Here is a 12,779-nt window from a genome sequence, read left to right as displayed (position 1 = left end):
GCAGTTCCCCGCGCCCCTTGCTCGCGCCTGCGGCGCTGCGCTCGGGGCGCGGGGCCTACAGCCCCGGGTACAGCGGGTGCTTCGCGGCCAGCGCCTCGACGCGGGTCCGCAGCGCCGCCACGTCGCAGCTCGGCTTCAGGGCCTCGGCGATGACGTCGGCGACCTCGCGGAAGTCCTCCGCGTCGAAGCCGCGGGTGGCCAGCGCGGGCGTGCCCACCCGGAGGCCCGAGGTGACCATCGGCGGACGCGGGTCGTTCGGCACGGCGTTGCGGTTGACGGTGATGCCGATCTCGTGCAGCCGGTCCTCCGCCTGCTTGCCGTCCAGCTCGCTGTCGACCAGGTCCACCAGGACCAGGTGGACGTCGGTGCCGCCGGAGAGGACCTTCACCCCGGCCTCCCGGGCGTCCGCCGCGGACAGCCGCTCGGCGAGCAGCTTCGCGCCCTCCAGGGTACGGCGCTGGCGGTCCTTGAACTCCTCGCTCGCCGCGACCTTGAAGGCGACCGCCTTCGCCGCGATGACGTGCTCCAGCGGGCCGCCCTGCTGCCCCGGGAAGACCGCCGAGTTGATCTTCTTGGCGATCTCGGCGGTGGAGAGGATCACGCCGCCGCGCGGACCGCCGAGGGTCTTGTGGGTGGTGGTGGTGACGATGTCCGCGAAGGGCACCGGGTTCGGGTGGAGGCCCGCCGCGACCAGCCCGGCGAAGTGGGCCATGTCCACCATCAGGTAGGCGTCCACCGCGTCCGCGATCCGCCGGAACTCGGCGAAGTCCAGCTGCCGCGGGTACGCCGACCAGCCGGCCACGATCAGCTTCGGCCGGTGCTCCTTGGCCAGCCGCTCGACCTCGGCCATGTCCACCCGCGAGGTCTCCGCGTCCACGTGGTAGGCGACCACGTCGTACAGCTTGCCGGAGAAGTTGATCTTCATTCCGTGGGTCAGGTGCCCGCCGTGGGCGAGGTCCAGGCCCAGGATGGTGTCGCCCGGCTTGAGCAGCGCGAACATCGCGGCCGCGTTGGCCGAGGCGCCCGAGTGCGGCTGGACGTTGGCGGCCTCCGCGCCGAACAGCTCCTTGACCCGGTCGATCGCCAGCTGCTCGACCACGTCGACGTGCTCGCAGCCGCCGTAGTACCGGCGGCCGGGGTAGCCCTCGGCGTACTTGTTGGTCAGCACCGAGCCCTGCGCCTCCAGCACCGCGACCGGCGCGAAGTTCTCGGAGGCGATCATCTCCAGGGTGGACTGCTGGCGGTTCAGCTCGGCGTCGACCGCCGTGGCGACCTCGGGGTCGAGCTCGTGCAGCGACTGGTTGAGCAGGGAAGAAGAAGCGGACATGCGGATGGGCCTCCTGCCGTGGTGCGCTCGGGCGCTCCGGGGGGCTGGCTGTGGGGTCAGTTGCCGGTGTGGGCCGCGTACTCGTCCGCGCTGAGCAGGCCCTCGGGGGCGCCCGCCAGACGGACCTTGAACAGCCAGCCGTCCTCGAAGGGGGCGGAGTTCACCAGCGCGGGGTCGTCCACGACGGCCTGGTTGACCTCGGTGACCTCGCCGTCGACCGGCGAGTAGAGGTCGGAGACCGACTTGGTGGACTCGAGCTCGCCGCAGCTCTCGCCGGCGGTCACGGCCTGCCCGACCTCGGGCAGCTGGACGTAGACCACATCACCCAGCGCGTCGGCGGCGAAGGCCGTGATGCCGACGGTGGAGACACCGTCCTCGGCGGCGGTCAGCCACTCGTGTTCCTTGCTGTACTGCAGGTGCTGCGGGTTGCTCATGACGGCAATTCTCCAGGATGGGGGAGGGGTACGACGAAACGGGGAGCGGGGGTGTTCCACTCCCTGAGATGGCGCCCCGTCAGCTGGCGGGGCCCGGCGGGTACGACCCGGTTCAGTCTGCGGGATGCGGAGCTGTCAGCGGGCGCGCTTGTAGAAGGGGAGCGCCACGACCTCGACCGGCTCCCGGCTGCCGCGGATGTCCACGGCCACCTGGGTGCCGGCGGCGGCGTGCGCGGCGTCCACGTACGCCATGGCGATCGGCTTGCCCAGGGTCGGCGAGGGGGCGCCGGAGGTGACCGAGCCGATCACCGCGCCGTCCTCGGCGGTGACCACGGAGTAGCCGGCCCGCGGCACCCGCCGTCCCGGGGAGACCAGGCCGACCAGCACCCGCGGCGGCTCGGCCGCGGCCTGCTCGGCCGCCGCCTCCAGCGCGGCCCGGCCGACGAACCTGCCCTCGTTGGCGGTCTTCTCGAACTTGACCACCCGGCCGAGGCCCGCGTCGAACGGGGTCAGCTCGGTGGAGAGCTCGTGGCCGTAGAGCGGCATCCCGGCCTCTAGGCGCAGGGTGTCCCGGCAGGCCAGACCGCAGGGGACCAGGCCGGCCTCGCGGCCGGCCTCGGTCAGGGCGTCCCACAGGGCCTCGGCGGAGGCGGGGTCGACGAAGAGCTCGAAGCCGTCCTCGCCGGTGTAGCCGGTGCGGGCGACCAGCGCCTCGATCCCGGCGACGGTGGCCGGGAGGGAGGCGTAGTACTTGAGGCCGTCCAGGTCCGCGCCGGTCAGGCCGCTGAGGATGCCGGCGGCCTCCGGGCCCTGCACGGCGATCAGCGCGTAGGCGTCCCGGTCGTCCCGGACCTCGGCGTCGAAGCCGGCCGCGCGCTCGGTGAGGGCGTCCAGCACGGTCTGCGCGTTGGAGGCGTTGGCGACGACCAGGTACTCCTCGTCGCCGGTGCGGTAGACGATGAGGTCGTCCAGGATCCCGCCGTCCTCGCGGCAGATCATGGTGTACCGGGCGCGGCCCACGGCCAGCGGGGAGAGCGAGCCGACCAGGGCGTGGTCGAGGAGGGCGCCGGCCTGCGGGCCGGCGACGGCGATCTCGCCCATGTGGGAGAGGTCGAAGAGGCCGGCGCGGGTGCGGACCGCGTTGTGCTCCTCGCGCTCGCTGCCGTAGCGCAGCGGCATGTCCCAGCCGGCGAAGTCGGTCATCGTCGCGCCGAGCGCCCGGTGGCGGGCGTCGAGCGCGGTACGGCGGGTGGTGCTCATCGGGGCGGTGCTCCCGTCTCGGGGCATGCCGTTTCCGGGCATGCGTAGGCAGGGGCTCCCCGTCTGTCGTCTCGACCTGAGAGCTTCACCGCGCGCCCGGGCGGGCGGGGGCTTGCACCGTGGGTGGGAACCGCAGGCGGTTCCGCTTTCCAGATCTGCCTCGCCCGTGCGGTAGGTGGGCCTGAGAGATTCCGGGGAGGACTTGCTCCTTCGGCGCCGGCCGCGGCCGGCCCCGGGCGGGGCTGGCGGAGGTCCGGACTCTCCCGCACGGGTTCGAGCGGCCTATGTGAAATTGAAGACGGCGCTCATGATTGCACGTGGGCTAGGGTGCCCGCTATGACCTACCCGCCAGAAGGAATGCCCGTCGACCACGCGCACATCCCCGGGCAGCAGCACGCCGCTCCCGCGGGCGCGTACGCGGGTTCCCACACTTCCGGCGGCAGCCTCGGCGGCTGGCCGGAGAACGAGCTGGAGCAGGTGCTCTCGCTCGCCAGCGGCGACCCCGGGGCGACCCCGCGGGTGGTCGAGGTGCTCGGCCGCAGCCGGGTGTGGGTGCCGCTGCCGAACGGCGGCGACCCGGCCAGCGACCAGCTGAACCTGCCGAGCATGGAGCTGGCCGGCCAGCTCTTCGTGCCGGTCTTCAGCTCCGAGACGCAGCTGCGGACGGGCAGCTCCGATCCGTCGATGCCGTTCGTGGTGGCCCCGGTGCGGGAGTTCGCCCGGGGGCTGCCGGTGGGCGTGGGGATCGCGGTCAACCCCGGCGGGGTGATCGGCATCCCGATTCCGGCCGAGGGCGTGCGGACGCTCTGCGGCGGCGGGGAGCACGAGAACCCGGAGGGTGCGGTGCGCCCGGGCGCGGGCGGCGGCTCCCGGGTGTCGCTGCGGCAGCCCGCCTCGCACGAGGACCCGGTGGAGTTCCTGGCGGCCGCGGCGAGCGAGTTCGCGGGCGTCCCGGTGGTGCTCACCGCGCGGCGCGCGCTGGCCTCGGCCGAGGGCGAGCCGGAGAAGATGTACGTCGGCGTGGAGCTGGACGGCTGGCAGCCGGCGGACCAGGAGGCGGCCACCCTCGCCCTCGGGCGCGCCCTGGGCGCGGTCCCGCTGCCCTGGGAGGTCAACATCGTGCTGCTTGACGTGGCCCAGGACCCGGTCGGCGACTGGCTGCTGGCCGAGGTGGCGCCTTTCTTCGCGCGCGGCTGACGGGTCCCGGGGCCGGGTTTCGCCCGGCGCTACCCTGCTGGCAGGATCAGCGCACCGCAGAGGAAGGGGACGACCGTGGCCGGCGGCCTCGCAGCAGGCGACCGCTTCCCCGACGTGGCGTCGGACGAACGGCCGGGACCGCCGCGGGCGGCGGCCGACCTCGGCGCCGCGGTCGACGCCCTGAGGTCCGCCCCTCCCGGACGCCCCCGCCTGGAGGCGTACGAGACGCTGCTGCGCGCCGTCGCGGACGGCACCCTCTACGCCCTCCTCTGGCACGGCGAGCCGGGCTCCCCGGACGCCCAGTACGGGAGCATGGAGGTGGCCGGCTACGGCTATGTGCCGACCGTCAGCTCCCCGGCCCAGCTGGCCGCCTCCGGCTGGCAGCGGGCCCACGAGGCCTGCGGGGGGCGGGAGTTGGCCGCCGTGCTGTATCCGAGCCGGTGGGGCCTGTGGCTGGATCCGCACGCCGCCGGCGGCGGCGTCGGCGTCCCCTGGGCGGACCTCCGCAGGGTGGCGCTCGGCCTGGACCGGCTGCCGGCCGGGCCGCTGGAGATCTCCGAACCGGCCGTCGCGGCCGAGCCCTTCTACGAGGCGCTGAAGCGCGGTGCCCGGGCGGTCCCCGGGTTGCGCGCGCTGCGGCGCGCCTGGGTGGCCCCCGCTCTGGGGGAGCCGTATCTCGCGATCGGCCTCGAACTGGACGATCCGCACGCCTCAGCCGACGACGCCCGGGCGATGGTCCGGCGCGCGCTGGCCGAGGCCGCCCCCGCGGACTGCCGGGTGGCGGTGCTGGCCGCCCCGGACGAGGACGACTCGGTGGCCCTCTGGATGGCCGCCGGACCGGCGCCGTTCTACCGCCGGTGACAGTCCTGTTCCACGGTCCCCGGCCGCAGCCGGAATTCTTTCCTCCGGATGGGACGGCGGTGCCGGGTGAGACTCCGGTGAGAGCCGTTTCGTCACGGAACGTGATTACCTGAATTCACCGCAGAACTTCTCCGCACAAAGGGCTCCGGGCCGGCCGTAACCGGCTTCGGCGAGGACTGTCACTCATGTCCGTGGTGGCATACCGCGCCTCACCTGGGGAGATGCCGCCGAACCCGCTCTGAAAGCAGGTATTCGCTGCTCGCGGGCTTGAAATCGGGCAGGTCACGGTTGGGCAACCTTTGCCCGGGAGGACTGGCGGGGCTCCCCGGTCCCGTTGAAGAGTTACCGCGCAATAGAGAGCTGCCGGCGTGGCCGGGGCGGAATGTCCCGGCTCTTCGCCGTACCCGCGTCGGCGGCCCGGTGCCTCCGGCGAAGTTGGCGGAGCGTCACCGGTGAGCATCACCAGCAGAGTTGACGTTCGACCAGCAGTCCAGATCCAGTATCAGAACCTGCACGTACCCAGCACGTAACCGCAGCATCATTCGCACGACTGAGTACCACTGCACTGAGCAGAGAGCACTGCCGCACCACCGATGAACCTGGCACCAATCGTGAACAGCGACCTGCGCGCGCCGGCGGGCTGCCCGACCGGGCACGCCGACCGCAGGGCGGCCGGGCACCGTGTGCCGGTCACCGCCGGCTTGGGGGTCTAACACCATGACAGCGCCACTCCATGACAGCGGAAGCGCCACCCTGGAGGCTTCGGTAGAAGCTCCGGCCCCGGCCGCCGTCAAGATCGCGGGCAGATCCCCGGGACGAATCGCCTGGGAACGCCTGAAGCGGGACAAGGTCGCCCTCGCCGGCGGCGCCGTGGTCATCCTGCTGATCCTGGTCGCCGTACTGGCGCCGGTGATCACCCATTTCCTCGGATACCCGGTCGATCAGCCCAACGGATCACTGATCGACCCGAACCTGGGCACTCCGAAGGGGGCACTGGGCGGGATCAGCGGCAAGCACCTCCTCGGCGTCGACCCGACCTTCGGCCGCGACGTGTTCAGCCGCATCGTCTACGGCGCCCAGGTCTCCATGCTGGTCGCCTTCCTCGCGGCCGCCCTCGCCGTCGTCCTCGGCACGCTGCTGGGCAGCGCCGCCGGGTACTTCGGCGGCTGGATCGACGCGGTGATCAGCCGGGTGATGGACGTGCTGCTGGCCTTCCCGCAGCTGCTCTTCTCCATCGCGCTGATCTCCGTGCTCCCGGACAAGGTCTTCGGGATGAGCGGCAGCGCGCCCCGGATCGGGGTGCTGGTCGTCGTGATCGGCTTCTTCGGCTGGCCGTACATCGGGCGCATCGTCCGCGGCCAGACCCTCTCGCTCCGTGAGCGGGAGTTCGTCGAGGCGGCGAAGAGCCTGGGCGCCCGGCCGGGGCGGATCCTGATCAAGGAGCTGCTGCCGAACCTGGTCGCGCCGATCCTCGTCTACACCACCCTGATGATCCCGACCAACATCCTCACCGAGGCGGCCCTGAGCTACCTCGGGGTGGGCGTCAAGCCGCCGACTCCGTCGTGGGGGCAGATGCTGTCGGACGCCCTGCAGACCTACACGATCGACCCGGCCTACATGGTCATCCCCGGCGTGGCGATCTTCATCACCGTGCTCGCCTTCAACCTCTTCGGCGACGGGCTGCGTGACGCGCTCGACCCGAAGGGCAGCTGACCGGCCGGCGGAAAACCCGGGTGGAGCCGTAGTCCGGCGTCCACACCACGTCTGCCAGGGCCCGACCGCGGGGACCTGGGCTATCTCGGAGGTTGACAGAGAAGTGAAACATCGCAGCAAGGCAATGGCCCTGACGGCCGTGGCCGCCTGCAGCGCGATCGCTCTGACCGCGTGCGGCGGGAACAACGGCAACAGCGCCTCGGGCAAGGGCGCCGGATTCAACGCCGCGGCCACCAAGATCGTCAATCCGTCCACCGCGAAGGGCGGAACGCTCAACCTCTGGGGCAACCAGGACGCCGACTTCTGGGACCCGGCGCGCGGCTACTACGCGTTCGTCTGGGACTTCGAGCGGCTCTACACCCGCACGCTGGTCGCCTACCCGAGCAAGCCGGGTGCGGCGGGTCTGAAGCTCCAGCCCGACCTGGCCACGGCGCTGCCGACGGTCACCGACGGCGGCAAGACCTACACCTTCAAGCTGCGCTCGGGCATCAAGTTCGAGAACGGCGACCCGATCACCTCGCAGGACATCAAGTACGGCATCGAGCGCGTCTTCGCGCAGGACGTGCTGCCGGGCGGTCCGGTCTACCTTCAGCAGATCCTGGACGAGGGCCAGAAGTACCAGGGTCCGTACAAGGACAAGGACCCGAACAAGATGGGGCTGAAGTCGGTGGTGACGCCCGACTCCTCCACCATCGTCTTCCACCTGCAGAAGGCGGACTCGGACTTCCTGAACATCCTGGCGATGGGCGGGGCGGCTCCGGTCGAGCCGAAGATGGACACCGGTGCGAACTACACCAAGCACCCGGAGTCCTCGGGCCCGTACAAGTTCCAGTCGTACACGCCCAACAAGGAGACCGTCTGGGTTCGCAACCCGAACTGGTCGAAGGCGACGGACCCGATCCGCTCGGCGCTGCCGGACAAGATCACCTTCACCGTCACCACCAACCAGGACGACCTCGACTCGCGTCTGATCAACAATCAGATCGACATCGACGCCGGCCAGGTGGGCGTGCAGCAGAAGGCCCAGGCCCAGGTCCTGACCCACCCGGACCTGAAGTCCAACACCGACGACGCGGTGGACGGCTTCACCCGGTACATCTCGATCCAGCCGCAGGTCGCGCCGTTCAACAACATCCACTGCCGCAAGGCGATCGAGTACGCGACCGACCCGACCGCGCTGCAGACCGCGCGCGGCGGCCCGACCGCGGGCGCGCTGGCCGGCAACATGCTGCCGCCGAACATCCCGGGTCACGACAACTACGACCCGTACAACCTGACGGCCGGCAAGCAGCAGGTCGCCAAGGCCAAGCAGGAGCTCCAGGCCTGCGGGAAGCCGAACGGCTTCTCGACGACGATCGCCGTCCGCAACAACAAGGACAAGGAGATCAAGTCGGCCGAGGCCGAGCAGGCCGCCCTGAAGGCCGTCGGGATCACCGCCAACATCGACGAGTACGACGGGGCCCAGGCCTCCAGCGTCATCGGTGCCCCGGCGACCGTGAAGAAGAAGGGCTACGGCCTGATCGTCTTCGGTTGGGGCGCGGACTACCCGTCCGGCTCCGGCTTCCTGCAGCCGCTGGTCGACGGCCGGTTCATCCTGCCGGCGGGCAACAACAACTACACGATGACCAACGACCCGACCATCAACCACCTCTTCGACGAGGGCCTCGCGGCCACCTCGCCGCAGGCGGCGGCCGGGTTCTACCAGCAGGTCAACCACAAGATCATGGATGACGCGCTGTACGTGCCGACGGTGTGGGACCAGGCGCTCAACTACCGCAACCCGCGCCTGACCAACGTCACCATCATCCAGGAGCTGGGAATGGTCGACTTCCAGGCCCTCGGCGTCCAGAAGTGATCAACCGCCCTCCCCGTAAGCACAGTTAGTCCGAAGGGCAGGTGAAGGCCGGTCGCGGTCGGCCGCGCCGCCCGGGCGACGGAAACCCCGTCGTCCGGGAGCGCGGCCGGCCGCGGACCGACCGCGCGCAGTGCTCGTCTACATCCTCCGGCGGCTCGCCAACGTCGTCGTGATGCTGTTGGTGATCTCGATCGTCACCTTCGCCATCTTCTTCATGGTGCCCAAGATCAGCGGCACCGATCCCGTCATGCTCTACGTCGGGAAGAACGCGAGTCCCCAGGCGATCGAAGGCCTGCGCGTCAAACTCGGCTTCAACCACTCCGTGCCCGACCAGTACTGGCTGTACCTCAAGGGGATCTTCGCCGGCCGGGACTACAACAACGGCCCGGACGTCACCCACTGCGCGGCCCCGTGCCTGGGCTACTCGTTCGCGAACGAGCAGCCCGTCTGGCCGACCCTGATCAACGCCGTTCCGGTGACCGGTTCGCTGGCCCTCGGCGCGGCCGTGATCTGGCTGCTCTTCGGCACCGCCACCGGCGTGGTCTCCGCGCTGCGCCGGCGCAGCATCTTCGACCGGATCAGCATGGTCACCGCGCTGGCCGGCGTCTCGCTGCCGATCTACTTCACCGGTCTGGTCGCCTCCGCGATCTTCATCTACGACCTCGGCTGGCTGCCGTCCGGGCAGTACGTGAGCTTCACGGACAACCCGGCGCAGTGGGCGGAGTTCCTCCTCCTGCCGTGGATCACCCTCGCGTTCCTGTACGCCGCGACCTATGCGCGGCTCACCCGGGCCACCATGCTCGAAGTCATGGGCGAGGACTACATCAGGACCGCCCGGGCCAAGGGGCTGAGCGAGCGGATGGTCATCTTCAAGCACGCGATGCGCTCGACGATGACGCCGATCCTCACCGTCTTCGGCCTGGACCTCGGTGCGCTGTTCGGCGGGGCGATCCTCACCGAGAAGACCTTCAACCTCCGCGGACTCGGGTACGAGGCCCTGGAGGGCATCAGCACCAACGACGTGCCGACCATCATGGGCGTCACGCTGTTCGCCGCGTTCTTCATCGTCATGGCCAACCTCGTGGTTGACCTGCTGTACGCCGTCGTCGACCCCCGGGTGAGGCTGGGATGAGCAAGAACCAGAACCAGACCGATCCCGCGACCACCGACAAGGCCGCCGCGACGGCCGCCACGAACGGCAAGGCGGACACCGCAACGGCCGCCACGAACGGCAAGGCTGACGCTGCGAAGGCTGAGGCGGCGGGCAACGCTGACGCCGCCAAGGCTGAGGCGGCGGGTCAGGCGGATGCCGCGAAGGCTGAGGCTGCGGGCAAGGCTGACGCCGCCAAGGCGGAGGCTGCGGGCAAGGCCGACGCCGCCAAGGCTGAGACCGCCGGTCAGGCTGACGCCGCCAAGGCTGAGGCCGCTGGCCAGGCTGACGCCGTGAAGGCGGAGGCTGCGGGCAAGGCCGACGCCGTGAAGGCTGAGGCCGCTGGTCAGGCTGACGCCGTGAAGGCTGAGGCCGCTGGCCAGGCTGACGCCGCGAAGGCTGAGACCGCGGGCAAGGCTGACGCCGCCAAGGCGGAGGCTGCGGGCAAGGCTGACGCCGCCAAGGCTGAGGCCGCCGGTCAGGCTGACGCCGCCAAGGCTGAGGCCGCCAAGGCTGAGGCCGCCGGTCAGGCTGACGCCGTCAAGGCTGAGGCCTCTGGCAAGGCTGACGCCGCCAAGGCGGAGGCGCAGGCGGGTGCCGGGAAGGGTGTCGCGGATGGCGCGGCGGAGGCCGTGAAGGCCGAGGCCGGAGGCGAGGTGGTGCTGGACGGCGCCGCCGCGGGCAAGGGCGTTGCGCCGCGGGAGTTCCTCGCGGTGCGCGACCTGCGGGTGCACTTCCCGACCGACGACGGGCTGGTGAAGTCCGTCGACGGGCTGAGCTTCACCCTCGAGAAGGGGAAGACCCTCGGCATCGTCGGCGAGTCCGGCTCCGGGAAGTCCGTCACCTCGCTCTCCATCATGGGTCTCCACCGCCTCGGCAGTGAGCGCAGCGCCCGCGTCAGCGGAGAGATCTGGCTCGACGGCGAGGACCTGATCAGCGCCGACGCCAAGCGGGTGCGCGAGCTCCGCGGCCAGAAGATGGCGATGATCTTCCAGGACCCGTTGACCGCGATGCACCCCTTCTACACGGTCGGCAAGCAGATCATGGAGGGCTACCGGGTGCACCACCCGGACGCCTCCAAGCGCGCCGCCCGCGCCCACGCGGTCGACCTCCTCGGCCGCGTCGGCATCCCGCAGCCGGACCGGCGGGTGGACGACTACCCGCACCAGTTCTCCGGCGGCATGCGGCAGCGCGCGATGATCGCGATGGCCCTGGCCAACGACCCCTCGCTGCTGATCGCCGACGAGCCGACCACCGCCCTGGACGTCACCGTCCAGGCGCAGATCCTGGACCTGATCCGGGACCTGCAGGAGGAGTTCGGCTCCGCGGTCATCATCATCACCCACGACCTCGGCGTGGTGGCCGAGCTCGCCGACGACATCCTGGTGATGTACGGCGGCAAGTGCGTGGAGAAGGGCTCCGCGAAGACCATCTTCGAGTCGCCCGAGCACCCCTACACCTGGGGCCTCCTCGGCTCGATGCCGCGGATCGACCGGGAGCGCCAGGAGCGGCTGATGCCGGTCAAGGGCTCTCCGCCGAGCCTGATCAACCTGCCGTCCGGCTGCGCGTTCCATCCGCGCTGCCCGTACGCGGACCGCACCGGCGGTGCCTCCAGCACGGAGGTCCCGCAGCTGCTGACCGTCGCGGAAGGCCACCAGGTGGCCTGCCACCTGTCCGCCGAGACCCGGCACGAGATCTTCACCGAGGAGATCGCGCCCCGGCTCTGAGCCAGCGGGCCAACGGGCCCTCGGGCCCTTCGCACGAGCACGTCACGTCGAGGAGACGAGAGAACAACCATGGCCGACGACGTCGCCGACAAGGCTGGGGACAAGGAGCCGGAGCAGCCGCGCACGGACGTGACCGAGGCGGCGAGCCCGCAGGCCTCCGAAGCCGAGCCGCTGCTCCGGGTCACGGGGCTGACCAAGCACTTCCCGATCATCAAGGGCCTGATGCGCCGCGAGGTCGGCAACGTCCGCGCGGTGGACGGCATCGACTTCGAGGTGATGCCGGGGGAGACCCTCGGCGTCGTCGGGGAGTCCGGCTGCGGGAAGTCCACCATGGGCCGGCTGGTCACCCGGCTGCTCGAACCCACGGGCGGGAAGGTCGAGTTCGAGGGCAGGGACATCACCCACCTCAGCACCGGCCAGATGCGGCCGCTGCGGCGCGACATCCAGATGATCTTCCAGGACCCGTACTCCTCGCTCAACCCGCGGCACACCGTCGGCACCATCGTCGGCGCGCCGTTCCGGCTGCAGGGCGTGGAGCCGGAGGGCGGGATCAAGAAGGCCGTCCAGGACCTGCTGGAGCTGTGCGGACTCAGCCCGGAGCACTACAACCGCTACCCCCACGAGTTCTCCGGCGGCCAGCGCCAGCGCATCGGCATCGCCCGGGCGCTCGCCCTGCGGCCGAAGATGATCGTGGCGGACGAGCCGGTCTCCGCGCTGGACGTGTCGATCCAGGCGCAGGTGGTCAACCTGCTGGACGACCTGCAGAACGAGTTCGGCCTGACCTACGTCATCATCGCCCACGACCTCTCGGTGGTGCGGCACGTCTCGGACCGGGTGGCGGTGATGTACCTCGGCAAGGTGGTGGAGATCGCCCCGCGCGAGGACATCTACGCGGCCCCGATGCACCCGTACACGGTCGCCCTGATGTCGGCCGTGCCGGTGCCGGACGTCAAGCGCCGGGAGAAGCGGGAGCGGATCCTGCTCAAGGGCGATGTGCCGTCCCCGATCAACCCGCCCAGCGGCTGCCGTTTCCACACCCGCTGCTGGAAGGCGCAGGAGGTCTGCAAGACCCAGGAGCCGCCGCTGGTGGCGCTTCGGACGGGCCATCAGGTGGCCTGCCACTTCCCGGAGAACACCGACGCCCCGGCGTCGGCGGCGAAGACGGAGACGGTGGCCGCGGGACAGGAGTGAAAAGTCTTAACGTCCGAGGTCTTTTCGCGATCACAGCGGTGAGAGACAGTCTCCGACAACAGAA

Annotated in this window: 10 protein-coding genes and 2 riboswitches; of the genes, 7 read left to right on the top strand and 3 right to left on the bottom strand. The window is 70.8% G+C overall.

The features are described 5' to 3' along the window. Positions 1–55: 55 nt before the first annotated feature. From glyA to gcvT, 3 genes are all read right to left on the bottom strand, one after another. Positions 56–1,327: a serine hydroxymethyltransferase gene (glyA, locus tag BS73_RS14880; RefSeq protein WP_037572671.1), complete on the bottom strand. Its 1,272-nt coding sequence runs from the start codon at positions 1,325–1,327 to the stop codon at positions 56–58. A 56-nt stretch (positions 1,328–1,383) separates the two neighbouring features. Beyond that, the gene (gene gcvH / locus BS73_RS14875) at positions 1,384–1,761 is read right to left on the bottom strand and encodes a glycine cleavage system protein GcvH (protein ID WP_037572668.1); all 378 of its coding nucleotides are present in this window, start codon (positions 1,759–1,761) and stop codon (positions 1,384–1,386) included. A 135-nt stretch (positions 1,762–1,896) separates the two neighbouring features. Further along, positions 1,897–3,021, bottom strand: coding sequence for a glycine cleavage system aminomethyltransferase GcvT (gcvT, locus tag BS73_RS14870; RefSeq protein ID WP_037572657.1), 1,125 nt, complete (start codon positions 3,019–3,021; stop codon positions 1,897–1,899). A 62-nt stretch (positions 3,022–3,083) separates the two neighbouring features. Continuing rightward, a riboswitch (glycine riboswitch) is annotated at positions 3,084–3,175 on the bottom strand. 5 nt (positions 3,176–3,180) lie between these two features. After that, a riboswitch (glycine riboswitch) is annotated at positions 3,181–3,297 on the bottom strand. Positions 3,298–3,357: 60 nt separating this feature from the next. On the opposite strand from gcvT, the gene BS73_RS14865 reads away from it, so the two are divergent. The 7 genes from BS73_RS14865 to BS73_RS14835 all read left to right on the top strand — a co-directional run bounded on the left by BS73_RS14865 (position 3,358) and on the right by BS73_RS14835 (position 12,715). Continuing rightward, positions 3,358–4,218, top strand: coding sequence for an enhanced serine sensitivity protein SseB (locus BS73_RS14865; protein WP_084704072.1), 861 nt, complete (start codon positions 3,358–3,360; stop codon positions 4,216–4,218). Between the two features lie 75 nt (positions 4,219–4,293). After that, positions 4,294–5,079 (top strand): enhanced serine sensitivity protein SseB C-terminal domain-containing protein, encoded by a 786-nt coding sequence (locus BS73_RS14860; RefSeq protein WP_235215416.1) that lies wholly within the window; start codon positions 4,294–4,296, stop codon positions 5,077–5,079. A gap of 717 nt (positions 5,080–5,796) precedes the next feature. Next, positions 5,797–6,792, top strand: coding sequence for an ABC transporter permease (locus BS73_RS14855; RefSeq protein WP_037572652.1), 996 nt, complete (start codon positions 5,797–5,799; stop codon positions 6,790–6,792). 124 nt (positions 6,793–6,916) lie between these two features. Further along, a complete protein-coding gene (locus tag BS73_RS14850; protein WP_037572649.1) occupies positions 6,917–8,647 on the top strand; it encodes an ABC transporter substrate-binding protein in 1,731 nt (576 codons plus the stop codon). Positions 8,648–8,777: 130 nt separating this feature from the next. After that, positions 8,778–9,779: an ABC transporter permease gene (locus tag BS73_RS14845; RefSeq protein WP_037572646.1), complete on the top strand. Its 1,002-nt coding sequence runs from the start codon at positions 8,778–8,780 to the stop codon at positions 9,777–9,779. A 674-nt stretch (positions 9,780–10,453) separates the two neighbouring features. Further along, entirely contained in the window at positions 10,454–11,524 is a 1,071-nt protein-coding gene (locus BS73_RS37400; protein ID WP_152617863.1) for an ABC transporter ATP-binding protein, read from the top strand. Positions 11,525–11,593: 69 nt separating this feature from the next. Next, entirely contained in the window at positions 11,594–12,715 is a 1,122-nt protein-coding gene (locus BS73_RS14835; RefSeq protein ID WP_051939951.1) for an ABC transporter ATP-binding protein, read from the top strand. The last annotated feature ends 64 nt before the right edge of the window (positions 12,716–12,779 follow it).

The organism is Phaeacidiphilus oryzae TH49 (assembly GCF_000744815.1).
GTDB lineage: Bacteria > Actinomycetota > Actinomycetes > Streptomycetales > Streptomycetaceae > Phaeacidiphilus > Phaeacidiphilus oryzae.
This window is presented reverse-complemented; position numbering and strand designations above follow the sequence as displayed.

Coding starts and splice junctions, on each gene's coding strand:
- BS73_RS14835 (WP_051939951.1), top strand. CDS start 11,594: ATGGCCGACGACGTCGCCGACAAGGCTGGGGACAAGGAGCCGGAGCAG.
- BS73_RS14850 (WP_037572649.1), top strand. CDS start 6,917: ATGGCCCTGACGGCCGTGGCCGCCTGCAGCGCGATCGCTCTGACCGCG.
- gcvT (WP_037572657.1), bottom strand. CDS start 3,021: ATGAGCACCACCCGCCGTACCGCGCTCGACGCCCGCCACCGGGCGCTC.
- glyA (WP_037572671.1), bottom strand. CDS start 1,327: ATGTCCGCTTCTTCTTCCCTGCTCAACCAGTCGCTGCACGAGCTCGAC.
- gcvH (WP_037572668.1), bottom strand. CDS start 1,761: ATGAGCAACCCGCAGCACCTGCAGTACAGCAAGGAACACGAGTGGCTG.
- BS73_RS14865 (WP_084704072.1), top strand. CDS start 3,358: ATGACCTACCCGCCAGAAGGAATGCCCGTCGACCACGCGCACATCCCC.
- BS73_RS14855 (WP_037572652.1), top strand. CDS start 5,797: ATGACAGCGCCACTCCATGACAGCGGAAGCGCCACCCTGGAGGCTTCG.